Consider the following 22,839-nt stretch of genomic DNA (forward strand, 5'->3'; position numbering starts at 1 on the left):
CTCGCCCGGTCATGGCTGTGCCGCTTTCCGGGCGGTAAGGGCTAGTCCTTCGGGCCAGATTTCTTGGGCAGCACGGCAGGGGTGTCGTCAGCGGGCTTGAACACTCCGCCGTCGGTATCCGCTTCCGGAGCGGGATTGCCATCGATGGCCGGCGCCTTGCCGACGGACTCGCCCTCGCGTGCGCGTTCCCGGTCATTGGCCTTGTCCAGGCCCTTCTGGACACGGTCTGCGATGTCCACCTGGTCTTCGGTTGACGGTTCCGGGGCGGGATTGCCATCCGCGTTCGCGCCTGCGTGCCGCGGATCGCGGGTGCCGGATGCATCGAGGCTGCGGGAAGGGTGTGCGTTCATGGTGCTCTCCTTGAAAACGTCCCTGGGCGGCAAGTGCCGTGCCTGCCCTCGCGCATCCCGCGCTTACCCACGCTCGGACGCCATCACGGGTTCTGCCTCGGCCTCGCCATCGGCGGCGCTGACGTGGACGATGCGTTCGGGCAGCGCCAGCGCGATGCCTGCCGCCTTGAGCGACCGCATGATGCCTAGGTTGATGGACTGCTGCGTATCCATGTAGCGGTTGTAATCCGCGCTCATCAAGTAGTAGACGGCCTCGTACTCCAGCGCGCTGTCGCCGAATCGCGCCAGGTGGGCGCGGTCGAATCGCACATCGCTCTGCTCGTTGATCCGGTCGCGCAGGATGCCGGGCACTGCCGCGGCACGTTCGACGTCGGTCTTATAGCTGATGCGTACCGAGAAGACGATGCGCCGTTGCTGCATGCGCTTGTAGTTCTGGATCGTCTGCTTGAGCAGTTCGGTATTCGAGCACACGATCTGTTCGCCGCCCAGGCTGCGGATGCGCGTGGTCTTCAGGCCGATGTGCTCGATGCTGCCGGCCACTGCCCCGAACACGATGAAGTCGCCCACTTCAAACGGCTTGTCCAGGCCGATGGAAATGGAGGCGAAGAGATCGCTCAGGATGGTCTGCACGGCGAGGGCCACGGCGACCCCGCCGATGCCCAGGCTGGCGACCAGCGCCGTGATGTTCACCCCCAGGTTGTCCAGCATGGCCAGCAGCGCCACGGCCCAGACGAAGGTGCGTAGCAGCAGGCCGAGCAGGGTGGCGGTCACGCGGCTGGCGTCGCCACGTGCTAGCACCGCGCGGCGCACCAGCACGTCCACGGCGCGCTCCAGCCACAAGGCGCCCTGCAGCGCCAGCAGCACGAACCACAGATGGCTGATGGTGGCGCCGCTCCAGGGCAGGGGCGCATCGCTGACGTCGATGCCGGCCATCAGGCACAGCAGCGCCAGCACGACCCAGTTGGTCCGCCGCAGTATCTGCGACATGGCGCTGGCGAAACCATGGCCAGGCAATTGCGCGCGCGCCTCCAGCCGCGCGCGCACCACCTTCAGCACGGTCGCAAGCACCATGAAAAGCACCGCGCCCACGCCGAGTGCGATGATCCAAAGCGCCATCGGGTGCGCGTTGAGCCAATCTCCAAATATCCATGAATTCATTACGGGGCCTCCCATGCACGGAGCGCCGACCGCAGCAAATGTTGTTCCTCGTGCGCTTGGGAAGCCGAGGCAGGCCCCCGAAGCCTGAGCCTCAGGGGCGTCGAGACATTTACTTTTTCAGACCCGCCAAGGCGTCGCGCAGCATGAGCTTGGGGTTTTCGTTGCACTGCTTGACCAGCATCGGCGTGCGGGTGCTGATGCCCTCTACGTCGACCACAGCCTCTTCGGGCTTGCCTTTGTTGTTCAGCGCTTCTGCATAGCTGACGACGACGGGACGGAAGCTCTCTTGGACGTCGAGGAAGTCCTGGCATTGCCACATGCCGAGAGGCTTTTTCGCATCAGCTGCCTGGCCGGTGACCGAAAAGGTCAGCGAGCCAATGAGACCAATCATCAGTAGGTGCTTCTTCATGTTCGAGCTCCTGGGTTGGCTTGCAGATGGAACGGCTTACAGGGATAAGTGAGCCGGGAGGCTCACCGATTTACATTACTGAAATCGGATGGGCGTCGTCAACGCGGCCGACATCCAATGGCGGAGGGGGATCCGCTTATACCGGTGACGCCGCAACGCCCGGCGACATCATTGCAGCGCCGTGTCCAGCAGCATCATGAGCACGAATCCCAGCATGAGGCCGCAGGTCGCGGGAACCTCGTGGCCTTTTCGATGGGTCTCGGGAATGATTTCGTGGCTGATGACGAACAGCATGGCGCCAGCCGCAAAGCCCAATCCCCAGGGCAAGAGCGAGGCCGACCAGCCCACAATGGCCGCGCCAAGCACGGCGCCCAGCGGCTCCACGAGCCCCGATGCCATCCCGAAGCCAACGGCGAATGCGCGCCGATAGCCCGCGGCGAGCAGGGCAATGGCCACCACCAGTCCCTCGGGAACGTCCTGGATTGAAATGCCCATGGCGAGCGAACCCGCCTGCACGGGATCGGCGCCGGCGTAGCCGACGCCGATCGCCAGGCCTTCCGGAAAGTTGTGCAGCGTGATGGCGAAGACAAACAGCCAGGTACGGCGCAGGTTGCGTGCCGGTTTGCCTTCCTTGCCCTTGATGAAATGCTCGTGGGGCAGCACGCGGTCCAAGAGCAGCAACGCCAGTGCGCCGAGCAGGATGGCGCCGGCTATGGTCAGTCCCGCGGCCCAGGGGCCGCTGCCGAGTTGCCGGGCCGCGTCCAGGCCCGGAATGATCAACGAGAACGCGCAGGCGGCCAGCATGATGCCCGCGCCGAATCCCAGCAGCGTGTCCTGCACCCGCTCGGGCACGCGTTGCGAGAACGCGACCGGCAACGCGCCCAGCGCGGTCGCGCCCGCCGCGAGCAAGCCGCCCAACAAGGCGGCGCCAACTGCGGGATGGCCGGCGTCCAGGTATCGCCATAACGCGAACACGCCCAGCCCGCACACGACGAGCAGACCCGTTCCCATCAGACCTCTCAGCATCGAGGTCCGCGGGTCCGGCAGCGCCTGGCCGGCTGGGGAAGTCTGGCGGGGCACTTAATACGATCCCGAAAAGAGGCCGCGCGCTGCCGCAAGACGTGCAAGCGCAGACGCGGTCAACGTTGAATCCGGTTGTGAGCCGTGGCATGGCCGATCCATGGATGCTCCTCAGGGTGAAGACCGGAGCTTTGTTCACCAGGGGCTGCCGGCCGGGTGTGGCCGTCGAGCCCTAGCAATGCGCGTGCCTGGGCGGCCGGTAAGTCCCATGAAAAGAGCGCCCGAAGGCGCTCCAGCGGACCGCGCGCGGCGCGCGTCAGGTCAGGCAGAACTGCGGCGTGCCGCTAGGGTCGACGCGCCGGATGCCCTTGAGAATCCACTTCGCGTGCCGCTCGGCTTCATGCTGAGCCGAAAACAGCTTGCCGCTCGGAATGGGCCAGACTGCTTGCTGGTCCTCAAGGTCGCCGTCACGCCGGGTCGTGACGTCCAACCGGTACTTGCCGCTGGGCAACTCAATGACGTCGCAGTGGACTTTGAATCCATCTACGCAAATACCTTGTTCAGTATTCATCGTGCGCTCCAGAGAGTGTGGTGTATGAGAATCGTGCTGCCACGGGATTTTCCAAAAACTGCCTCCGCCAGGGTGCAACAAAGTGCAATAATTCCCAACCAACCTCAGCATGGTTTGAGCGACCGACCAGTAGTTGGCTGGCCAGGCTGCCAGGGCCCCAAGCAATTCGGGCCCTGGACGAGGTCCAGGGCCCGGCGGGACATGCACAGCAGGCGGATACTACCTGCGCGTGCTCATGAAGGGGGACGAAGGGGCGCGGCTCACTGCCCGAGATTTGACGCCGTCTTTCCAGCCGGCTTTCCACATCTCGACGCGGCTGCGCCATTCATTGACGGATTCGCCGGTGTGCGCAGGCATGGCTGCGGTGCGAAGATAGGGGCAATCCAAAAGGGTCAACCCCTGGCGCGCGGCGTCTGCTCCCAGCTTCTGGATATCCACTTGCATGGCAACTCTCCCAAAAGATGCGAGCGCCTAGTTTGCCCAGCGCAAAACGCTCGCGCAACGAAGGGCGTGTAACTTCGCGTTTCTCTGTTACATCGCCGTAAGACCTGCCTGCCGATCCGCAAAAAAGTGCCCCGCAATGCGGGGCAAAGACTCACGGTTCAAACAAAACGCAAGGCCACAGCGACGTGGCGAGGCCGTGCCAGCCACCGGGCTCCCCAACCAGAATCCGATAACTGTGTCGCTGTGACACCTCGACGTCCGCAACTAACGTTCCCATCCCACACGTGCGCGGCCTACTGATTGCAAAGCGATTGCGCACTGCGTGACGCCCGCCTCGTGACGCGTGCGGGGTGAGGGGATTTCTACACGACCGGAAAAAATGACTGGCGTCGCGCCGCGTGCGTGAACAGCTCGCGGCACCGCCAATTGGCGCGGTTCGGTCAGGCCCGCGACTTGCGGCGCTCGGGCATCGCGTATCGACCACACGACAGGAGGACCGCATGAAGTTCACCAAAGCCACCAACGCCAAAGCGCAAGGCGACGCCATTGTGTTCGAGATGGAGACAGCCGGCGTCACGCGGCAGTTCGAAATATCCGGTGATGTGCTGCGGCGCCGTTTTGGCGCCGCGGACGATACGGCGCCGGAATTGCTGCGCGCTTTCGAGCGCAGCGAGGACGCGTTGCGCGACTTGGCGCATCGTACGCAATGGGTTCCGACCGATGGGCCGATAGCGGTGGGCGAAGGCGATTTCGGTTGAATGTGAGCCCGGCGATGCTCGCCGGGCGCGAAACGAAGCTCGCCATTGGGAATGACGTTTGCTGGAACGTGCCCGTTCGTCAGACGGCATCGCGCCGTCATCCGGCGACGCTACTTCTACTGGAGGTCCGAATGAAAAACCGTCTTTTGAAGGCAGGACTTGGCGCTGCAATTGTCCTCAGCATGGGTTCGGTTGCGCTGGCGCAGACGCCCGCCGCCCCTGGCGGGCAGGTGCCCGCCGCAACGAACAAGCTGGACAGCGAGGCTCGTGGCTTTTTGAGCGACGCGGCCGAGTCCGGTCATCTCGAGATTGCTGGCAGCAAGATGGCGCTCGAAAAGTCGCAGAACGCCGAGGTCAAGAAGTTCGCGCAGATGATGATCGACGATCACACGAAGGTGGGCCAGAAGCTCGAGGCGTTGGCCAAGAGCAAGGGTTTCGAACCGCCGAAGGACCCGTCGATGATGCAGTCCGCCAAGCTCAAGGCGATGGGCTTGCGCGACGAAGGTTTCGACAAGGCTTACGCGGACGAGATCGGCGTGGATGCGCACGAGGACGCCGTCAAGCTGTTCGAAAAGGCCTCGAAGGAAGTGAAGGATCCCGAGGTCAAGCAATTTGCGATCGAAACGCTGCCCAGTCTTCAGCAGCATCTGCAGGCCGCCAAGGCGCTGCAGCAAAGCGTGTCCGCCAAGAAGTAGCGCACACGCGTGCGCCGGCGCCCTCTCCGGCGCCGGGCCGTTCAAGCGGGCCTGCCCGCCACTCGTTGCACCAGGGCTCACCGGCATGCCCCTTGCTGTACTGGGGCTGGGCCAGGCCCGCTTTCCAATCGATCCACCTACAGGAGTGATCATGAGCCAAAAGACCTTGAAGGAATTGTTCGTGCACGAGCTGTCCGACATCTACAGCGCCGAAAAGCAATTGACGCGAGCCCTGCCGAAGATGGCCCGCGCCGCCAGCGACCCTGCGTTGGCCGACGCATTCACCGCCCACCTTGAAGAAACCCGTGGTCAGATCGAACGTATCGACAAGATCGTGGAAGGCGCGGACTTCCGTTTGAAGCGCATCAAGTGCGCCGCGATGGAAGGGCTGGTGGAAGAAGGCCGCGACGTGATTGAAGATGTCGAAGAAGGCCCGGTGCGCGATGCCGCGCTGATCGCAGCGGCGCAGAAGGTCGAGCACTACGAGATCGCCAGCTACGGAACGCTATGCACGTTTGCCAAGCAACTGGGCGAGACCGAAGCGCTGACGTTGTTGAAGGAAACGCTGGCCGAAGAAAAGGCCACCGACGAGAAGCTGAGCATGCTGGCGCTACAGCAGACCAACGCCGAGGCCGCCAAGGCAGGCAAGGCAAAGTAGTGGAAGGCGCGGCAGCGTGCCCGCTGCGGCGATGACGGCCCTGCGCGGCACTTGCGCGTGCAGGGCCGTAATTCGTACTATGCGCTGAAATGGGGCGCCCAGGAGAGCATCATGAAACCAGCAGACGAGTCACCTTCGCGCGGCCGGCCCGCGCGGCGTGGGGCCAGGACCGGCCGCGGGCCCTGGTTGATGCTTGCCTTCTGGATAGGCGCCGTCGCCGTCTTGTTTCTGGTCGGCGTATTGATCCGCGGAATGTAGCGGCCCGGCAATCATTGGCACAACCTTGACGCCACCATGGTGACGACGGTGCCATCCGGAAGCTTGTAGTGTCCGTCGCCTTCCCAGGTCACGAGCTGGCCATCGGGAAGGCAGCAGTACGAGCGGGCTTTTCCGTCGCCGAGGGGCTGCGAAGAATATCTGTCGATGCGGTAGGTATTGCCGTCGGCGGCGGCGGCAACCACTTCCATGACGCGCTTGTAGGTTGGGTTTGACATTTCTGTCTCCTGTTCATCCGGCCGGAGTATTGGGGCATGCTGCCGGTACGGGGTCAATACGCATCGCAGCATCGGTCACGTATATGCGGTGGTCAGCAAGCGTCGTTCCGTCGCGAGTGGTTCATAGGTACGGGTTTTGCTGCACGCGCGGTACGAACAGGAGGATTCCACATGCCCGCAATTCCTTTGGCCGCCTACTGGGAGCGCGATGCCGCGCAAGAGGCGGTGCAGCTCGCCCGGCCCATGTTGGAGGCCGCCCTCTCGAACACCCGCGTTGGCGAAAGCGGATTCCTGCACGTGGTGGTCATGAATCCGCTGGCGCACCCGGGCAGCTGCGAGTTCGCTGACGCGATCCTGTACGAGGAAAGCATCGGCGATCCCGCGGGGTGGGACGCGGACTATGGCGCCTACGCCCGCGGCAAGGCGCGCGTGAGCTGGCGCACGGGTTTGGGAACGCACGAGGTGATGGCGCTCAGGCCCCATCTGCTTCGCGCCCGGGATACGCAGGTCTGGGGCAGCGTGTGCCTGGACGGGATCGTGGTGGCGGTCAGCGGCGCGAACCCGTGGTTCGATGAGGCGTTTGCCGCCGCGGTCGCCTCGCTGTTCAAGGCGGCCGTGCAGGCTCGGCGGGAAGCGCTGCAGGTGCGATAGCGCGAGGCTGGTCTGCTGCGTGAGGGGCGCCTCGGAACGCCAGTTGCTGGCCCGCCGGGCTCCTCAGGAGGGCGCGAACGATGAGCGAGCCGGACAGCAGCACCAGTGATTTTTCCCGCAAGGAGGTCAATCGCACCATCCTGCGGGCGCTATGGAAATACCGCGGGCGCACGGCTGCGGCTGTAACGCTGCTTGTGGCGGCAAAGCTGCTGATGGTGGCCGTGCCGGCAGTGCTGAAGGCCATCGTCGATCTGTTCAGCGCGCCAGGACCTTTGGTGTTGCCGGTATTCCTGCTGCTGGGCTACGCACTCATGCGATTTGGGGGCGGTGTCTTCACGGAGTTGCGCGATGTCGTGTTCGCGCGGGTGGCGCTGCGCACCGTGGCGGACTTTACGGTCAGCGTGTTTTCGCGATTACAGCAGCTGGGCGCCCGGTTTCACGGCGGCAGGCCGACTGGCGCGCTGGCGCGCGACGTGGAGCGCGGCACTGCGGGCGTGGGGTTCTTGCTTGGCACGGGGCTATTCACCTTGCTGCCGACGCTGGTGGAGATCGTGTCGGTCGTGCTGATCCTGGTCATGGGGTACAGCATCTGGTTCGCCGCCATCGTGACCATCACCTTTATCGCCTATTTTTCCTACACCACGGTGCTGCTGCGCAAGCGCGTCGCCTATCAGCGCCGATTGAACGAGCTGGACTCGCGCGCAAGCGGGCAGATGGTCGACAGCCTGCTCAACTACGAGGCCGTCAAGCTCAATGCCAACGAAGCGCTGGAATCGGACCGCCTGTCGCGCGTGCTGGAGGAGTGGACGCGGGTCGGCGAGCGCAACCAGCGTTCGCTGTCGCGCCTGCACGTCGGCCAGAGCGGCATCATCGCCTGCGGCGTGGCGGCAGTCATGCTGTTGGCCGGGCAGCAGGTCGTGGGACGCGAAATGACGGTGGGCGATCTGGTGCTGGTCAACGCCTACATCATCCAGATTTGCCTGCCGTTGAATACGCTGGGCCTCATCTTCCGCCAGGCCAAGGAAGCGTTCGTCAATGCCGAGCGCGTCTGCGACCTCTTGAGATATCCGCCGGAAACGGGGGACGACGCCACGCTGCCGTCATTGCAGGCGGGAACGGGCGAAGTGCGCTTCGAAGGCGTGGATTTCGGCTATGAGCCCGGACGGCAGATCCTGTGGGGCGTGGACCTGACGGTGCCTGCGGGGACGACGCTGGCCGTGGTGGGCGGCAGCGGCTCGGGAAAATCGACGCTCGGCCGCCTGCTGTTGCGCTTCTATGACCCGGATGCCGGGCGCATCCTGATCAATGGACACGACCTGCGCGCCGTCAATGTGCGCAGCGTGAGGCGCGTGGTGGGCATCGTGCCGCAGGACACCATGCTGTTCAACGAGACCATCGCCTACAACATTGCGTACAGCCGGCCGGATGCGACGCGCGATCAGATCGTGCAGGCCGCGCGCGGCGCGCGCATCCACGATTTCATCGAAAGCCTGCCGGGTGGATACGAAACGCCCGTGGGCGAACGCGGCGTGAAGCTCTCGGGCGGCGAGCGCCAGCGCGTGGGCATCGCCCGCGCGATCTTGAAGGATCCGACGATCATGGTGTTCGACGAGGCGACCTCGGCGCTGGACACGCGTACCGAGCGGGCGATCCAGGCGGAACTGGAGCGGCTGTCGCGCGGCCGCACGACGCTCATCATTGCGCACCGGCTATCGACCATTGTGCATGCCGACAATATCGCGGTCCTGGACCGGGGCAGGGTCGTCGAGCAGGGACGCCACGACGATCTACTTGCGCGCCAGGGCATCTACGCGCAGATGTGGACCTTGCAGCGGCAGCAGTCCGCCTTGGAAGAGGCAATGGGAAGGGATACCCGGCAGCCTGTCAACCTGGTTGCCGTGGTGGCTGGCGTGCTGGATGGCTCGCGGGAAGCCGCGCAGGACAAAGGCGTGAATGTCTACACCCTGATCGGCAACGAGGCGGCGCGCATTACCGGCGACCCCAGCGCGTTGCAGCAGCTGGTGTGGGACTTGTGCCTGCATGCGATAGCGGTCACACCGCCGGGCGGGCGCATCGAGATCAGCCTGCGCCGCGAGGGCCCGCTGACGCGGCTGTCGGTCACGGACGGCCGCACTGAGCAGGACGCGGATCCCGCGCTGTTGCCCACCGATGGCATGCAGAACCCGACGGACGGCCTGCGCGTCGCGGCAGCGCTGGATCCGGCGGAATTGGCCGTGCGAGCGCAGCGCCAGGGAGGCACGTTCCACAGTACGGCCGCACCCTCGGGCGGACGCTGCTACTCCGTCGATTTTCCCGTGCGCGCCATGGAGCCAGCACCGCTGCGCGCGGATGTCAGCGTGCCAAATCTGAGCGGCGCGCAAATCATGCTGGTGGACGATCAGGCCGAGGCGCGCGAGATGGTGGCCGAAATCCTGAAGGACAACGGCGCCAACGTGACGACGTATGCGGATGGTGAAACTGCCATGGCCGCGTTCGAGTCCATGCCCGCGGCAACGTGGCCGCAGGTGCTCATCTGCGATCTTTCGCTGGGCGACGTGGACGGCTACGAGGTCGTGGCGCGGGTGCGAGCGATGGAAGCGGACCGTGGGGCGGCGCTCTCGCACCGCCTGCCTGCCATCGCGCTGTCGGGCCACGTCAGCCAGGAGTACCGCCTGCGCACGTTGCTGGCGGGCTTTCAGGTGCATCTGTCCAAACCCGTCGATCCGCACGAATTGCTGGCCACGGTGGGCGCCTTGCTGCCGGCGGCGCCGGCTCAGCAACGGCGCGAGCCCTGATGGCTCGAGTAACCCGGCACTTCTTACGCGTGCTTGTAAGAAGTGCCGGATAAAAGCGGTTCTTCCATTCGACGCGCGTGAAAGCGTATCGGCACACGACTTGCTCTTGACCCAGCGTATGCCCGATGCGGACGAATCGCGCGGAGTCCCCCCAAATGAGGTGCGCAACCCTCGTCCACGAATGCGAGCAGCCGTTGTCATCGGCATGCGCTTCTCCGTTGCGAGATCCGATGCTGGCACGGTTCCGGCTCGAATAACGGAGTTGCCCTCATGAAGAAGATTGCCATCATCAGCGAACACGCCTCGCCCCTTGCGCTGGCGGGCAGCGTGGATAGCGGTGGACAGAACGTGTATGTCGCAAACGTGGCGCGTGAATTGGCGCGCGCAGGCATGGAGGTCGATGTATTTACGCGCCGGGACAATGCGGCGCTGGATACCGAGTTTCGGTGGATGCGCAACGTCAAGGTGATTCATGTTCCCGCAGGGCCCGCCAGCTTTCTTCCGAAAGAGCAGATGCTGCCTTACATGGACGACTTCTCCGCGTATCTGATGCGGTACGTCGGCCGTCAGCCCGCGGGGTATGACGTCATCCACGCCAACTTTTTCATGTCGGCGATGGCGGCGCTGCCGGTGGCGCAGCATTATGGCGTGCCGCTGGCCGTCACGTTCCACGCATTGGGCAAGGTGCGGCGGCAGTATCAGCAGTCGGCTGATCTGTTTCCGGATTCGCGCTTCGACATCGAGGACGACATCGCGCGGCGCGCGGACCGTCTCATCGCTGAGTGCCCGCAAGACCGGCGCGATCTCATCGAGCTGTACGGGGCCGATCCGCGCCGCATCGATATCGTTCCCTGCGGCTACGACGCCGCGGAAATGACCGCGCAGCCGATGGCGCTGGCTCGCAAGGCGTTGGGCTGGGACGACGGCGTGTTTACCGTGCTACAGCTGGGAAGAATGGTGCCGCGCAAAGGCGTGGATAACGTCATTCGTGCCCTTGCGCGGCTGCGCCACCGCCATGGTGTCCAGGCACGGCTGTGCGTGGTCGGCGGCAACACGGAGGATGCCAGCGAGCTGGCCACCCCCGAGATCGGCCGATTGCGCGGTATTGCGCGCGAAGAGGGCGTGGCAGAGTGGGTCGAGTTCGCGGGGCGGCGGCGGCGCGAGGAACTGGCCGCCTACTACAGCGCGAGCGACGTGTTTGTGACTACACCCTGGTACGAGCCGTTTGGCATTACGCCCGTCGAGGCGATGGCGTGCGCACGTCCCGTGATCGGCGCGGACACGGGCGGAATACGCAGCACCGTGGTGCACGGTAGAACGGGGTTTCTCGTGCCGCCCAAGGACGCGGACAGCCTGGCCGACAGGCTTGCGGAACTGGCGGGGAACCGGGCCTTGTGCGAGCGCATGGGCGAGGCGGGACGCATGCGTGCGCGCCGCCTCTATACGTGGAAGCGCGTGGGCCAGGATTTGCAGTCCGTCTATGGGCGCATGGCGGCCGAGACGCCTCGGGAAGATCGGATCGCCGCGCGCATCGCGGCTTAAAGGAGCGGAACCATGCACGAATTCGAGAGCCTGGACGGGCGGGTAATCCTGGTCACTGGCGGCGGCAGCGGCCTGGGCGCGGCGCTTTGCGAGCAGCTGGCGGCCGAAGGCGCCCGCGTCGCGGTCAGCGACATCGACGAGCAGCGCGCCCATGCGGTCGCCACCAAGCTGAAGGAAAGCGGCGCGGACGTCATGGCCTGCATCATGGACGTCGGCGTTGCAGCAGACGTGGCCGAATGCATGGATGCCGTCGTGCGGCAGTTCGGCAAGCTGGACGCCATCGTCAATAGCGCCGGCGTTGACGTGACGGCCCCCATCGACCAGCTGGAGGCGGACGTCTGGGAGCGCGTGCTGCGCACCAATCTGACCGGACCCTTCCTGATGGCCAAGCTGGGCAAGAACCGTTTGAGCCCCGGCGGGCATATCGTCAACGTGGCGTCCACCGCAGCGCGGCGCGCCTGGCCGAACGCGTCTGCCTACCATGCCAGCAAATGGGGGTTGATGGGCTTGTCGCATGCGCTGCACGCGGAACTGCGCGGCATGGGCATCAAGGTCAGCGCCGTGATCGCGGGCGGGATGCGCACGCCGTTTCTCCTGGACCGGTTTCCCGATATCGACACCGGCACGCTGCAGGATCCCGCCAACGTGGCGCGCGCCGTGCGCTTCGTGCTGACGCAACCTCCGGAAACGGTGGTGCCTGAGGTCATGGTGTTGCCGATGAAGGAAACGTCATGGCCTTGAGGGCAGCCGTGTTTCTGGACAAGGACGGGACCGTGCTCGCGGATGTGCCTTACAACGTGGCGCCCGAGCGCATGGCGTATGCGCCCATGGCGCTGGCGGGCCTGTCCCGGCTTGCTCAGACGGACCTGAGCCTGGTGGTCATCAGCAACCAGCCGGGGGTTGCGCGGGGCCTCTTCGCGGCCGATGCCCTGAACGCGGTGGGCGTAAAACTGGCTGCAATGTTCCAAGCGGCCGGCGCGCACCTGGACGGGTTCTATTGGTGTCCACATCATCCCGAGGGCGTGGTGCAGCCTTACGCAATGGCGTGCGACTGCCGCAAGCCCAAGCCGGGGCTGTTGCTGCGGGCCGCGCAGGAGCTGGGGCTGGACCTGGCCGAGTCCTGGTTCATCGGCGACATCCTGGATGACGTGGAAGCCGGAAATCGGGCCGGATGCCGCAGCATCCTGCTTGACGTGGGCAACGAAACCGAGTGGCGCACGGGCCCAGACCGGGAGCCGTATTGCCGCGCCCCGGACCTGGATGCGGCGGCGCGGATCGTTGCCGAAGACGCCACCATGCGTCCGGGAGCGCAAGCATGAACGGGAATGCGCCGTGGCCGCGCGACGCGCATGTCCTTTGCATCCGGCTGGACAACATGGGCGATGTGCTGATGTGCACGCCGGCCATGCGCGCGCTGCGCGAGCAAGGCGCTCGCCGCATCACCCTCCTGACCTCGCCATCGGGCGCGGCCCTCGCGCCTTTCATGCCGGAAGTCGACACCGTCATGGCCTATGACGCCGCTTGGGTCAAGAACGCATCGCAGGGCCGCGAGGAAGACGTGGGCGCCATCGGCCGGCTGCGCGCGCTGCGGCCTGACGCGGCTGTGGTTTTCACGACGTTCAGCCAAAGTCCCCTGCCGGCGGCGCTGCTTTGTCACCTGGCTGGCGTGCCGCGCGTGCTGGCGCATTGCCGCGAGAACCCGTATCGGCTCATCAGCGACTGGGTGCGGGAGGTCGAGCCGCAAGAGGGTATCCGGCACGAGGTGCAGCGTCAGCTCGACCTCGTGGCTACCGTGGGCGCCCGCAGCGAAGACGATTGCATGTCGTTCAGGGTGCGCGAGCGCGACCGCGCGTCGCTGCGTGACAAGCTGCACCACGCGGGCGTCACCGAAACCGACGGATGGATCTGCGTGCATGCGGGCGCGACGGCGGCGTCGCGCCGGTATCCGGCCGCGCTGATGGTGCAGGCGCTGATTGCGTTGCGCGGCGACGGCCGGCGCATTTTGCTGCTCGGCGGTCACGAGGATCCCGCGTTGGCCGCAGCGCTGGCCGAGGGGCGGCGCTGGCTGCCGGGCCTGATCGACCTGTCGGATGGCCTGACCCTGGGCGAACTGGGCGCCGCGCTCGAAGGCGCGGCGGTGGTCATCTGCAACAACAGCGGCCCCGCGCACATCGCCGCCGCGGTCGGCGCGCCGATCGTGGACCTGTACGCGCTGACCAATCCGCAGCATACGCCCTGGCGCACCGACGCCCGGGTGCTGAGTAACGATGTGCCCTGCAAGTACTGCTATCGCAGCGTGTGCCCGCAGGGACACCATGCGTGCCTGGCGGGCGTACCGCCCGGGGAAGTCGCATTTGCGGCCCGCGAGCTGCTTGGGCATCACCCACGGTTTCAGACGGGCCCGCGCGCCGTCAAGGAGACGATTTCATGTTCACTCTAGGCATCAATGCGGCGTATCACGACTGCTCCGCCACACTGGTTCATGACGGCGTCGTGGTGGCAGCCGCCGAGGAAGAACGCTTTACCCGCGTCAAGCACGGCAAGCGGCCCGTCCCGTTCACCACCTGGCAGTTGCCGTATTACGCGATCGACTATTGTCTGTCCGCGGCGGACATTCGGCTGCGCGACGTCGATCACATCGTTTATTCCTACGACCCGGCGCTGCTGGCCGGCGGTGCGGCGCTGCCGCAGGAGATCACGCTGCCCCTGGAGCCATCGCGGGCCGGCGCCGGCGCGGAAGGCGCGTCGCCGTGGGACGCGCTGTTTCTCTCGTATCTGGTGAACGCGCCGCGCCAGCTTCTGGATGGCGCCCCGCTGCATCTGAAGTCGCCACGCTTTGACGATCTGACGCTCAAGCACATCATGGATCGATGGATCTATCTGGACCATCACCTTTCGCACGAGAGCAGCGCGTTCCTGGCGGCCCCGTGCGCGGAATGCGCGGTGCTGACGATGGACGGCCGGGGTGAGCGCACGACGACGAGCTATGGGCAGTTCGCCGGCGGCGAGTACGCGCGGCTCAAGCAGATCGACCTGCCGCACTCGCTCGGCCTGTTGTACGAGGAAGTCACCACCTGGCTGGGCTTTCTGCATTCGTCGGACGAGTACAAGGTGATGGCCCTGGCCTCGTTTGGCAAGCCCGAGTACCGCAAGGAGTTCCGCGAGATCCTTCGGCTGGAAGAAGAGGGCGGCTATTCGCTGCAACCCGCACGCCTTACCGAGCGCTTCGGCCCGGCCAGACGCCGCGGCGCGCCTTTTGAAGACCGCCACAAGAATGTGGCCAGTTCATTGCAGTATGTGCTGGAGGAAACCGCGCTGCACATGGCGCAGTGGCTGCACGAGAAGACGGGCGCGAAGAGCCTGTGCATGGCCGGCGGGGTGGCGCTCAATTGCGTGATGAATGCGCGCATCGCCCGGGACGGCCCCTTCGATGAGGTGTGGGTGCAACCGGCCGCGGGCGACGCCGGCACGTCGCTGGGCGCGGCGCTGTACGTGGACTACCATCGGCGCGGGGGCAAGCGCGCGTGGACCATGGAACACGCGTATCTGGGGCCGTCATACCCGGACGAGGAGATCGAGCGCTTCCTGGACAAGGCGCACCTTTCCTATCGCAAGTTGAGCGACGTGTCGGGCGAGGCTGCGGCGTTGCTCGCGCAGGAAAAGGTGCTGGGCTGGTTCCAGGGCCGCATGGAGTTCGGCCCTCGCGCGCTGGGCGCGCGCTCCATCCTGGCGTCGCCCCGGGACAGTGCGATGCAGGCCCGGTTAAACGGTCTGAAGGACCGCGAGGACTTTCGCCCCGTGGCGCCCGTCGTGATGGAGGAGCGGGCTGCTCAGTGGTTCGACGGACGCGGCACGGCCTCGATCTGCGCACCGTTCATGTTGTTTGTCTATGACGTGTTGCCGCACCGCGCCAAGCAGATTCCGGCGGTGCGGCACATCGACGGCACGGCACGGGTGCAGACCATCCGTCGGGATCAGAATGCACGGTATTACGACTTGCTGGCCGCGTTCGAACAGCTGACCGGCGTGCCGGTCCTGGTCAATACGTCGTTCAATACGCGGGGCGAACCGGTGGTCTGCACGCCGCGCGATGCCGTTGAATGCTTCTGGACCTCGCCGCTGGATGCGCTGGTGATCGGCTCCTACCTTGTCGAGAAGCCGCGATGACGGCCCCGGGCGCAACAGTCGCGGTATCCGTGGTGGTGCCGACCTACAAGCGGCCAGACCTGCTGGCGCGCTGCCTTGAGGCGCTCTGCAGGCAGCGGCTCTCCGTGCCGTACGAGATCCTGGTGTGCGACGACGCCGCCAGCGAGGCCACGCACCGGCAGGTTGCGGCCTATTCGGCGCGTTGGGGCGATGCGCGGGCGGTGCGGTACCTGCCGGTGTCCGGCACCCGCGGGCCGTCGGGCGCCCGCAACCTGGGTTGGCGCAGTGCCAAGGCCGAGATCATCGCTTTTACCGACGACGACACGATTCCGCATCGGGACTGGCTTGCGCAGGGACTGCGCGGCTTCGCGCCGGACGTGGCGGCGGTGACCGGCGTCACGGAGATGCCCATCCCGGACCCGCCCAGCGACTACGAGCGCGACGCCTCGGGCTTGACGCGCGCCGAGTTCATCACCGCGAATTGCTTCGTCCGGCGGTCGGCGTTGCTGGCGGTCGGCGGATTCGACACGCGCTACACGATGGCCTGGCGTGAGGACTCGGACCTGCAATTTGCGCTGCTCGATGCCGGCTTGCGCATCGCGCGGTGCGAGCACGCGCGCGTGCAGCACCCGGTGCGGCCGGTGAGTTTCGCGGCTGGACTGGGCATGCAGAAAAAGGTGATGTTCGACATGTTGCTGCGCCGCAAGTACCCCGCGCTGTATCAGGAACGCATCCGCCGGCATGGCCCGCGCTTTTACCTGAGCGTTACGGGCGCCTTTTTGCTGGCTGCTGGTTTGTTCGCAACCGGCCATGCGGCAGCGGCCATCGCGCCAGCTGTCGTATGGGCCGCGCTGACCCTGTACTTTTTCATGCGCCGTATCCGGGGAACCAGCATGTCATTGCGCAACGTTGCCGACCTGGCGATCACGTCGGCATGCATTCCGTTGCTGTCGATTTTCTGGCGCACGGTCGGGTTGCTGCGCTTTGCGAGGAGCGCCGCATGAATAACCTGCTGCTCGGATCTGCCCCCGCGCCGGCGCGTATCGCGGTCTTTCGGGCGCTGCAACTGGGCGACATGCTCTGCGCGGTCCCGGCGCTTCGCGCGTTGCGCAAGGCGTTTCCCGACGCGCACATCGCCCTGATCGGTCTTGCCAACGCGCGCGAGTTCGTCGGCAGGTTTGCCTGCTACGTGGACGAGCTGATCGAGTTTCCGGGCATCGAGGCGTTTCCCGAGCAGCCTGCCCGCGAAGAGGGGCTGCCGGATTTCTATGCGCGGGTGCGCGACGCGCGGTTTGACGTGGCGCTGCAGATGCACGGCAGCGGCGAGCAAAGCAATCCCATCGTCGGGCAACTGGGCGCCAGGCGCTGCGGCGGCTTTGTGTCGCAGGCAGACCAGGGGATTCCCGGACAGTGGATGCCCTGGCCGGACGACTTGCCCGAGCCGCATCGATACTTGGCGCTGCTCCGGCATCTTGGCGTGCCGGCTGACGACGACAAGCTCGAATTCCCGTGCACGGTGGAAGACCGGCGCGCTGCCGAAGACCTGCTGAAGGTCCATTCGCTGGATGCTGCCCGCCTGGTGCTCATGCACGTCGGCGCGCGCCTGCCATCGCGCCGGTGGCCGCTGGAGCGCTACGGCCGCACGGCGACGGCCTTGCTGCTTCAGGGATGGCAGGTGGCGCTGACCGGAACGGCGGCTGAGCGGCCACTCGCGGATGAGCTGAGACGCCTGTCGGGACGCAATCTGCCGGACCTGTGCGGCAAGACCACGCTGGGCAGCCTCGCCGCGCTGGTCGAGTCGAGTCGGCTCCTGCTGTGCAACGACACTGGGGTGTCGCACATCGCCGCGGCGGTGCGCACGCCCAGCGTCGTCATCGCCAGCGGAAGCGACGCGCGGCGTTGGGCGCCCACCAACCACGATCTGCATGTAGTGCTGGCCGGCGATGCGCCGTGCCGGCCCTGCGCCTACGAGCATTGTCCGATCGGCCACCCGTGCGCGCTGGCTGTCACGGTGCCTCAGGTGCTTCGTGAAGCGAGCCGCCAGCTTGCAAGGGGAAGACAATGACGCCTGCCGTCCACCCGCAGCGCCGCCTGCGCATTCTGACCTGGCACGTGCATGGGAATTATCTGTATGCGCTCAGTCAGGTGCCGCATGATTTCATCGTGCCGGTTCTGCCCGGCCGCGCGCCCGGCTACGGGGCGTTGGGCAACCGCATCCCGTGGGGGGCAGGCCTCACCGAGGCGCCCGCCTTCAACTTGCGGGATATGGAGTTCGACTGCGTGCTGTATCAGTCGCGCCAGAATCTGGAGGACGCGCGGCTGTTGCTCAGCGACGCGCAGCGCGCCTTGCCATCCGCGTATCTGGAACACGATCCGCCCATGCCGCATCCCACGGAGACGCGCCACGTGTTCCGGCATGACAAGGGCATGATCGTGCACGTGACCCCGTACAACGCCGTGATGTGGGACTGCGCGGACATGCCCAGCCGCGTGGTCGAGCATGGCGTGCCCGAGCCGGACGTGACCTATGACGGCGGCATCGAAAAAGGCATCGTCGTGGTCAACCACCTGGCGCGCCGTGGCCGGCGCATCGGCGTCGATGTATTCGAACACGTGCGGGCCCGCACGCCGCTGGATCTGATCGGCATGGATTCCGAGCGGCTGGGCGGACTGGGCGAGGTGCCCAACATGGAAGTGGCGGCGCTCATGTCGCGCTACCGGTATTTCTTCAGCCCCATCCGGTACGCCAGTCTGGGCCTCTCGCTGGTGGAGGCGATGCTCTGCGGTGTGCCGGTAGTGGGATTTGGCGGCACGGAACTGCCGGTGCTGATACGCAACGGCGAGAACGGCTACGTGGACAACCGCCTGGACCGGCTGGTGGAGGTGGGGCGCCAGTTGCTGGCCGAGCCCGAGCTTGCGCGGGCCTGGGGCTCTGCAGGCCGCGACATGGCGCGGCAGCGCTTCGGCATGGACCGCTTTGTGTCGGATTGGCTTGGCGTGTTCGAATCGTTGATGGAGGCAGCATGATGGATGCAATCCCCCGTACCGGCCGCGCGCTGGTCGCCGGCGGTGCCGGCTTTCTCGGCTCGAACCTCTGCGCGCGGCTGCTCAACGACGGTTGGCAGGTGGTGTGCCTGGACAATTTTCAGACTGGCAGGGCATGCAACGTCGCGGCATTGGCGTCGCATCCGCGCTTCATGGTCATTCGCCACGACGTGGTCGAACCCCTGGGGGACATGGCGGTGGACCGGATCTACAACCTGGCTTGCCCGGCATCGCCCGTGCATTACCAGGCGGATCCGCTCAAGACGCTGCGCACCTGCGTGCTGGGCGCGATGCAGTTGCTGGAGCTGGCGCGACGCACCGGCGCGCGCGTGTTGCAGGCATCGACCAGCGAGGTCTACGGCGATCCGTTGGAGCATCCCCAATGCGAAGGCTACTGGGGCCACGTCAACCCCGTCGGCCCTCGGTCCTGTTATGACGAGGGCAAGCGCTGCGCCGAAACGATATTCATGGAATACGCCCGCCACGAGGGCGTGGTGGTGAAGATTGCGCGCATCTTCAATACCTACGGCCCGCACATGTCGCCCGACGATGGCCGCGTGGTGTCGAACTTCATCGTGCAGGCCTTGGCCGGCGAGCCCCTCACCGTGTACGGGGACGGCACGCAGACGCGGTCTTTCTGCTATGTGGACGACTTGATCGACGGGCTCGTTCGTCTGATGGAAAGCCCGGTCGAGGTGGACACGCCGGTGAACCTGGGCAATCCGGTGGAGCTGACGATGCTGGAAATGGCCGACATGGTGCGCGAACTGACTGGCTCGCGCGTGCCCGTCGTTCACCGTGCCTTGCCGGTGGACGACCCTACTCATCGATGTCCGGACATCTCGCTTGCCAGGCGCAGCCTGGGGTGGTCTCCGCGCGTGCATCCCGTCGACGGCATTGCGCGGACGGTCGCCTACTTCTGTGCCGACCGCGACCGCGCGCGGCGTGAGGGCCGGGTGCCCCGGCCGAACGCCTGGGCAATGCCACAGACGCATCCTTGACCGGGCGGCCGTCCGGGCTCGGCGGCACAGCGCTTGCTGGCGCGCGATGTGCTGCGGCACGCACGCGCTCGCGTTCACGTGCCTTCGATTCACGCCTTCAATAAACCCCGCCGTGCCGCAAGGGCAGTGGCGGGGATAGGCTCACGCAGCGGTTTACGGTTGCTTGAACTCGTCGGGCGAGTTCACCTGCCCCAGTTCGGTGCCTGTCACCGGGTCGCTGCTGGGGTCGGAGGCGGTCCGTGCCGCCATTGCCTGCAAGGCCAGCGCTTCCTCTTCGGTCAGGTTCACGTTGGGCATGCCGTCGCCGTCGATGGCGCCCTGTTGCTCCCGGTCGGACACGTATTCAAAATTCGCGTCGCTGTTCCACGGTCCGCGCGTGTCGCCTTCGCCCTGCGACATGTTGAAGTAGACCGAGGCAAACCGCGGATCGCCCGGCAGCTTTCCGGGCGGGAAGTTCGGCTCCATCGAGTACAGCGCCTTTTCGAAGGAGCGCTGGTGCGACACTTCACGGGTCATCAGAAAGCCCAGGGCGTCCTTGACGCCGGGATCGTCCGTCGCGTTGATGAGCCGCTCGTAGATGATCTTGGCGCGCGCCTCGGCGGCGATGTTGGACCGCAGGTCGGCGGATGGATCGCCGATGGTGTCGATGTAGCCGGCATTCCACAGCTGGCCTCCTGAGTTGACCAGCGCGGGGCCTCCGCCGTAAAGCACCTGCGTGACGTGCGAATCGTTGCCAGGTCCGTTCAGCCGCCGGTAGATTTCCGCCTCGGATTCCGTGGCCTCGGCCAGCACACCCTTGGCGCCCTTGTTCAGCATGGCGACCATCGTGCCGATGACTTCCAGATGGCTGAGTTCTTCGGTGGCGATGTCCAGCAGCATGTCCTTGCGGCCGGGATCGTCCTCGGCCAGTGCCTGCGTGAAATAGCGACAAGCCGCGGCAAGCTCGCCTTGCGGGCCGCCAAACTGTTCCAGCAGCAGGTTGGCTAGACCTGGATTGGTCTCGCTGACTCGAACGGTGTATTGCAGCCGTTTGTTATGGGCAAACATAGTGATCTCCTGTTCCCGAGTACCTTTCGGGATTTGTGGTGCGCGGTAGCATCGAAAGCCGGCGCGCGGGATTCGGACGCCATGGTTGCCGTTGCCTATGCCTCATTCATCCTTTCGGGAAATTGGCGGGCGGCGATAGACGTGCCCCATTCGATCCGGTGCGCCGGTGCCGCAACAAGCGTTCCTGGCGGGCAGCCGGATGTGCCTTTTTTCAAGCAGGCTTGAAGATCATCAGATAGAAGATCGCCAGGAACGCGACGAAGGCGACCACCCCCAACGCGACCCACCACGCAAAGCTGCGCCAGAACCCGGAGGAAAGGGGCTCGCCGGAGCGATCCGCCGCCGCGGCAGCATCGCGCATCCGCATCTGCAGCCACACCACGGGCAACCAGCAGGCGATGGCCACGCCGTACAGCGCGAGCGACCAGCCGATCCACGGTGTGGCCAGCGGCAATTGCATGAGATGAACCAGATAGAGGCCGGTGAGCGGTTGCAGAACGGCGGTGGACGCCGTGAACAGCCAGTCGGCGATGACCACCAGCCGCGCCACGCCGGCGATCACATGGACATCGCGCCGGAGCACGACGCACAGCAGATAGAAGGCCGACCCGATGCCTGTGCCGAACAGCAGCGTGGCCGAGATCACGTGGACGAGCTTGAGGATCAGGTATTCCATTGGCGTTTCCTGGCCGTGGCGGGTTCATGCAGGTAAAGCAGTGCCAACGCTGCAAGCATCGGTAAATTTTTCGACAACGGTCCGAACGGGTGCATCCAGAATTCCGGTAGCCGCACAGTGATGATCGCGGTATAGCCCACGATGAGAACCGCCTGTGCGATCCACAGCCACTGCCGGGCGCGGCCGCGCAGCGCGAGCGTCAGCACGCCGAAGGCCAAGTCCAGCGTGGCCGCGCCATACAGCGCGAACGGCGCGAGGGAGTCGGGCACGCCGGTGCGGCGCAACAGGTCCAGGCTGGCTGCAGCCGGGTACAGGCCGAAGGACACCGCGGCCGTCCACAACCACACCAGCGCGATACTGAACCGCAGCAGAGGCAACGTGACGTCGAGCAGTGCGCTGGCACGCAGACTGTCGCGCGTCTGCGGGACGATGAAGCGGTCGGGTGCCCGCGCCGCACGCCCGAGCAAGGCAGAAAATGGGGCGGGGTCGGCGGTGTTGCCGCGCTCCAGCATCGATAGCGCCGTGGGATCGGTCAGACTGCCCGGCAGCAGCGAGGCGGCGGCAGCCAGGCCCGTTGCCATCGTCATGGGAATGGGGACGACGCGTAGCGGCGTGTCCAGGCCCAGCGAGCGGCGCAGCGTGGCCAGGTACCCGCGCAAGGTGATTGGCGTGGGGCCGCAGAACGCGATCGTCACAGGCGTCGGCGGCGGGCTGTTCAGCAACGCCAGCACGCCGTCCACCACGTCGTCCAGATGGACCGGCTGCACCGGCTGGCGTCCGCCGCCAGCGAGCGGCAGCAACGGCAGCACGGCAAGCCGATTGAAAAGCGCCGCGCTCGCGCCGCCCGGGCCATACACCAGCGATGGCTGCACAATCGCGGCGGGCATGCCGGACATGCGCAAGTCGTCGTCGGCGGCGCGCTTGCTCAGATGAAAGCCGCTGGCCGCGCCCGCGTCGGCCCCAAGCGCCGAAAACTGGATCACGCACCGGACGCCCTGCCGCCGGGCGGCGTGAAACAGCGCCTGCGGAGCGCGCACGTGCACTGCGGCGAAGTCGCCCGCGCGCCGTTCTCGAAAGAGGCCCACGGTGTTGATGACGGCGTCCACGTTTTTCAGCAGCGGCATCCAGGCGTCTTCCGACAGCGCCCCGCTGAAATCCATGGGTACGAAAGTTGCGTCGGGCGCGTTATGCCCTGACGGCGGGCGGCGCACGGGGCAGACCAGTGTGTGTCCCTCGGCCAGCAAGGCATGAACGAGGCGGCTGCCTATGAAGCCATTGGCGCCCGTCAACAAGATCTTCAAGCCAAATCTCCCTGGCGGACGCGACCGCGCGCCGCCTTTCATTGCCCGGGGCCGCAAGCTGCGTTCCCGTTCACCTCG

The 22,839-nt window shown here is 65.9% G+C and carries 24 protein-coding genes; 14 read left to right on the forward strand and 10 right to left on the reverse strand.

Annotated elements, in window-relative coordinates:
* Positions 1 to 41 precede the first annotated feature (41 nt).
* The 6 genes from FBY20_RS19925 to FBY20_RS19950 form a co-directional block, all read right to left on the reverse strand.
* Positions 42 to 350, reverse strand: coding sequence for a hypothetical protein (locus FBY20_RS19925; protein WP_186350995.1), 309 nt, complete (start codon positions 348 to 350; stop codon positions 42 to 44).
* Positions 351 to 413: 63 nt separating this feature from the next.
* Positions 414 to 1,508, reverse strand: a complete 1,095-nt coding sequence (locus FBY20_RS19930) for a mechanosensitive ion channel family protein (RefSeq protein WP_254595368.1) — start codon at positions 1,506 to 1,508, stop codon at positions 414 to 416.
* Between the two features lie 109 nt (positions 1,509 to 1,617).
* The gene (gene hdeA / locus FBY20_RS19935) at positions 1,618 to 1,917 is read right to left on the reverse strand and encodes an acid-activated periplasmic chaperone HdeA (RefSeq protein ID WP_056323268.1); all 300 of its coding nucleotides are present in this window, start codon (positions 1,915 to 1,917) and stop codon (positions 1,618 to 1,620) included.
* A 168-nt stretch (positions 1,918 to 2,085) separates the two neighbouring features.
* On the reverse strand, positions 2,086 to 2,943 hold the full coding sequence (locus FBY20_RS19940) for a ZIP family metal transporter (RefSeq protein WP_082586306.1): 858 nt from the start codon (positions 2,941 to 2,943) through the stop codon (positions 2,086 to 2,088).
* Between the two features lie 310 nt (positions 2,944 to 3,253).
* Positions 3,254 to 3,508 carry a hypothetical protein gene (locus FBY20_RS19945; RefSeq protein ID WP_056323270.1) on the reverse strand — a complete coding sequence of 85 codons (255 nt, stop codon included), beginning with the start codon at positions 3,506 to 3,508 and terminating at the stop codon, positions 3,254 to 3,256.
* Positions 3,509 to 3,727: 219 nt separating this feature from the next.
* Positions 3,728 to 3,952, reverse strand: coding sequence for a CrpP-related protein (locus tag FBY20_RS19950; protein ID WP_056323273.1), 225 nt, complete (start codon positions 3,950 to 3,952; stop codon positions 3,728 to 3,730).
* Between the two features lie 398 nt (positions 3,953 to 4,350).
* On the opposite strand from FBY20_RS19950, the gene FBY20_RS19955 reads away from it, so the two are divergent.
* From FBY20_RS19955 to FBY20_RS19965, 3 genes are all read left to right on the forward strand, one after another.
* Positions 4,351 to 4,710, forward strand: a complete 360-nt coding sequence (locus FBY20_RS19955) for a DUF1488 family protein (RefSeq protein ID WP_254595367.1) — start codon at positions 4,351 to 4,353, stop codon at positions 4,708 to 4,710.
* Positions 4,711 to 4,841: 131 nt separating this feature from the next.
* Positions 4,842 to 5,405: a DUF4142 domain-containing protein gene (locus tag FBY20_RS19960; RefSeq protein WP_062842148.1), complete on the forward strand. Its 564-nt coding sequence runs from the start codon at positions 4,842 to 4,844 to the stop codon at positions 5,403 to 5,405.
* 151 nt (positions 5,406 to 5,556) lie between these two features.
* On the forward strand, positions 5,557 to 6,063 hold the full coding sequence (locus FBY20_RS19965; RefSeq protein WP_056323281.1) for a ferritin-like domain-containing protein: 507 nt from the start codon (positions 5,557 to 5,559) through the stop codon (positions 6,061 to 6,063).
* A 269-nt stretch (positions 6,064 to 6,332) separates the two neighbouring features.
* Here the strand turns inward: FBY20_RS19965 and FBY20_RS19970 are convergent, their stop codons facing one another.
* Positions 6,333 to 6,557, reverse strand: a complete 225-nt coding sequence (locus FBY20_RS19970; protein ID WP_056323283.1) for a hypothetical protein — start codon at positions 6,555 to 6,557, stop codon at positions 6,333 to 6,335.
* 171 nt (positions 6,558 to 6,728) lie between these two features.
* Here FBY20_RS19970 and FBY20_RS19975 point away from each other — a divergent pair, with 171 nt between their 5' ends.
* The 11 genes from FBY20_RS19975 to FBY20_RS20025 all read left to right on the forward strand — a co-directional run bounded on the left by FBY20_RS19975 (position 6,729) and on the right by FBY20_RS20025 (position 19,737).
* Complete coding sequence (locus FBY20_RS19975) at positions 6,729 to 7,208, forward strand: hypothetical protein (protein WP_142054168.1); 480 nt, start codon at positions 6,729 to 6,731, stop codon at positions 7,206 to 7,208.
* A gap of 80 nt (positions 7,209 to 7,288) precedes the next feature.
* The gene (locus tag FBY20_RS19980) at positions 7,289 to 10,003 is read left to right on the forward strand and encodes an ATP-binding cassette domain-containing protein (RefSeq protein ID WP_142054170.1); all 2,715 of its coding nucleotides are present in this window, start codon (positions 7,289 to 7,291) and stop codon (positions 10,001 to 10,003) included.
* 270 nt (positions 10,004 to 10,273) lie between these two features.
* A complete protein-coding gene (locus FBY20_RS19985) occupies positions 10,274 to 11,545 on the forward strand; it encodes a glycosyltransferase (protein ID WP_142054172.1) in 1,272 nt (423 codons plus the stop codon).
* A 12-nt stretch (positions 11,546 to 11,557) separates the two neighbouring features.
* The gene (locus FBY20_RS19990) at positions 11,558 to 12,286 is read left to right on the forward strand and encodes an SDR family oxidoreductase (protein ID WP_056323292.1); all 729 of its coding nucleotides are present in this window, start codon (positions 11,558 to 11,560) and stop codon (positions 12,284 to 12,286) included.
* Positions 12,277 to 12,864 carry an HAD-IIIA family hydrolase gene (locus FBY20_RS19995; RefSeq protein ID WP_056323294.1) on the forward strand — a complete coding sequence of 196 codons (588 nt, stop codon included), beginning with the start codon at positions 12,277 to 12,279 and terminating at the stop codon, positions 12,862 to 12,864. The genes FBY20_RS19990 and FBY20_RS19995 overlap by 10 nt, the downstream gene beginning before the upstream one ends.
* Entirely contained in the window at positions 12,861 to 13,985 is a 1,125-nt protein-coding gene (locus tag FBY20_RS20000; protein WP_142054174.1) for a glycosyltransferase family 9 protein, read from the forward strand. Before FBY20_RS19995 ends, FBY20_RS20000 begins: the two co-directional genes overlap by 4 nt.
* Positions 13,973 to 15,712 carry a carbamoyltransferase C-terminal domain-containing protein gene (locus FBY20_RS20005; protein ID WP_056323299.1) on the forward strand — a complete coding sequence of 580 codons (1,740 nt, stop codon included), beginning with the start codon at positions 13,973 to 13,975 and terminating at the stop codon, positions 15,710 to 15,712. The genes FBY20_RS20000 and FBY20_RS20005 overlap by 13 nt, the downstream gene beginning before the upstream one ends.
* Positions 15,709 to 16,695 carry a glycosyltransferase family 2 protein gene (locus FBY20_RS20010; protein WP_062842140.1) on the forward strand — a complete coding sequence of 329 codons (987 nt, stop codon included), beginning with the start codon at positions 15,709 to 15,711 and terminating at the stop codon, positions 16,693 to 16,695. Before FBY20_RS20005 ends, FBY20_RS20010 begins: the two co-directional genes overlap by 4 nt.
* Positions 16,692 to 17,756, forward strand: coding sequence for a glycosyltransferase family 9 protein (locus FBY20_RS20015; RefSeq protein ID WP_056323303.1), 1,065 nt, complete (start codon positions 16,692 to 16,694; stop codon positions 17,754 to 17,756). The genes FBY20_RS20010 and FBY20_RS20015 overlap by 4 nt, the downstream gene beginning before the upstream one ends.
* The gene (locus FBY20_RS20020; RefSeq protein WP_056323306.1) at positions 17,753 to 18,718 is read left to right on the forward strand and encodes a glycosyltransferase; all 966 of its coding nucleotides are present in this window, start codon (positions 17,753 to 17,755) and stop codon (positions 18,716 to 18,718) included. The genes FBY20_RS20015 and FBY20_RS20020 overlap by 4 nt, the downstream gene beginning before the upstream one ends.
* Positions 18,715 to 19,737: a UDP-glucuronic acid decarboxylase family protein gene (locus FBY20_RS20025; RefSeq protein ID WP_370458346.1), complete on the forward strand. Its 1,023-nt coding sequence runs from the start codon at positions 18,715 to 18,717 to the stop codon at positions 19,735 to 19,737. Before FBY20_RS20020 ends, FBY20_RS20025 begins: the two co-directional genes overlap by 4 nt.
* 153 nt (positions 19,738 to 19,890) lie before the next feature.
* Here the strand turns inward: FBY20_RS20025 and FBY20_RS20030 are convergent, their stop codons facing one another.
* The 3 genes from FBY20_RS20030 to FBY20_RS20040 form a co-directional block, all read right to left on the reverse strand.
* Positions 19,891 to 20,784, reverse strand: coding sequence for a manganese catalase family protein (locus tag FBY20_RS20030; RefSeq protein WP_056323310.1), 894 nt, complete (start codon positions 20,782 to 20,784; stop codon positions 19,891 to 19,893).
* A gap of 211 nt (positions 20,785 to 20,995) precedes the next feature.
* Positions 20,996 to 21,460 carry a DUF2269 domain-containing protein gene (locus FBY20_RS20035; protein WP_056323312.1) on the reverse strand — a complete coding sequence of 155 codons (465 nt, stop codon included), beginning with the start codon at positions 21,458 to 21,460 and terminating at the stop codon, positions 20,996 to 20,998.
* Positions 21,448 to 22,761: an SDR family oxidoreductase gene (locus tag FBY20_RS20040; RefSeq protein ID WP_142054177.1), complete on the reverse strand. Its 1,314-nt coding sequence runs from the start codon at positions 22,759 to 22,761 to the stop codon at positions 21,448 to 21,450. The genes FBY20_RS20035 and FBY20_RS20040 overlap by 13 nt, the downstream gene beginning before the upstream one ends.
* Positions 22,762 to 22,839 lie beyond the last annotated feature (78 nt).

The sequence above is a fragment of the Achromobacter sp. SLBN-14 genome, from assembly GCF_006715415.1.
GTDB lineage: Bacteria > Pseudomonadota > Gammaproteobacteria > Burkholderiales > Burkholderiaceae_B > Achromobacter > Achromobacter mucicolens.

Bases quoted from the DNA above. Each gene is read 5' to 3' on its own strand.
- FBY20_RS19925 (WP_186350995.1), bottom strand. From the start codon at position 350: ATGAACGCACACCCTTCCCGCAGCCTCGATGCATCCGGCACCCGCGAT.
- FBY20_RS19930 (WP_254595368.1), bottom strand. From the start codon at position 1,508: ATGAATTCATGGATATTTGGAGATTGGCTCAACGCGCACCCGATGGCG.
- hdeA (WP_056323268.1), bottom strand. From the start codon at position 1,917: ATGAAGAAGCACCTACTGATGATTGGTCTCATTGGCTCGCTGACCTTT.
- FBY20_RS19940 (WP_082586306.1), bottom strand. From the start codon at position 2,943: ATGCTGAGAGGTCTGATGGGAACGGGTCTGCTCGTCGTGTGCGGGCTG.
- FBY20_RS19945 (WP_056323270.1), bottom strand. From the start codon at position 3,508: ATGAATACTGAACAAGGTATTTGCGTAGATGGATTCAAAGTCCACTGC.
- FBY20_RS19950 (WP_056323273.1), bottom strand. From the start codon at position 3,952: ATGCAAGTGGATATCCAGAAGCTGGGAGCAGACGCCGCGCGCCAGGGG.
- FBY20_RS19960 (WP_062842148.1), top strand. From the start codon at position 4,842: ATGAAAAACCGTCTTTTGAAGGCAGGACTTGGCGCTGCAATTGTCCTC.
- FBY20_RS19965 (WP_056323281.1), top strand. From the start codon at position 5,557: ATGAGCCAAAAGACCTTGAAGGAATTGTTCGTGCACGAGCTGTCCGAC.
- FBY20_RS19970 (WP_056323283.1), bottom strand. From the start codon at position 6,557: ATGTCAAACCCAACCTACAAGCGCGTCATGGAAGTGGTTGCCGCCGCC.
- FBY20_RS19975 (WP_142054168.1), top strand. From the start codon at position 6,729: ATGCCCGCAATTCCTTTGGCCGCCTACTGGGAGCGCGATGCCGCGCAA.
- FBY20_RS19980 (WP_142054170.1), top strand. From the start codon at position 7,289: ATGAGCGAGCCGGACAGCAGCACCAGTGATTTTTCCCGCAAGGAGGTC.
- FBY20_RS19985 (WP_142054172.1), top strand. From the start codon at position 10,274: ATGAAGAAGATTGCCATCATCAGCGAACACGCCTCGCCCCTTGCGCTG.
- FBY20_RS19990 (WP_056323292.1), top strand. From the start codon at position 11,558: ATGCACGAATTCGAGAGCCTGGACGGGCGGGTAATCCTGGTCACTGGC.
- FBY20_RS19995 (WP_056323294.1), top strand. From the start codon at position 12,277: ATGGCCTTGAGGGCAGCCGTGTTTCTGGACAAGGACGGGACCGTGCTC.
- FBY20_RS20000 (WP_142054174.1), top strand. From the start codon at position 12,861: ATGAACGGGAATGCGCCGTGGCCGCGCGACGCGCATGTCCTTTGCATC.
- FBY20_RS20005 (WP_056323299.1), top strand. From the start codon at position 13,973: ATGTTCACTCTAGGCATCAATGCGGCGTATCACGACTGCTCCGCCACA.
- FBY20_RS20010 (WP_062842140.1), top strand. From the start codon at position 15,709: ATGACGGCCCCGGGCGCAACAGTCGCGGTATCCGTGGTGGTGCCGACC.
- FBY20_RS20015 (WP_056323303.1), top strand. From the start codon at position 16,692: ATGAATAACCTGCTGCTCGGATCTGCCCCCGCGCCGGCGCGTATCGCG.
- FBY20_RS20020 (WP_056323306.1), top strand. From the start codon at position 17,753: ATGACGCCTGCCGTCCACCCGCAGCGCCGCCTGCGCATTCTGACCTGG.
- FBY20_RS20025 (WP_370458346.1), top strand. From the start codon at position 18,715: ATGATGGATGCAATCCCCCGTACCGGCCGCGCGCTGGTCGCCGGCGGT.
- FBY20_RS20030 (WP_056323310.1), bottom strand. From the start codon at position 20,784: ATGTTTGCCCATAACAAACGGCTGCAATACACCGTTCGAGTCAGCGAG.
- FBY20_RS20035 (WP_056323312.1), bottom strand. From the start codon at position 21,460: ATGGAATACCTGATCCTCAAGCTCGTCCACGTGATCTCGGCCACGCTG.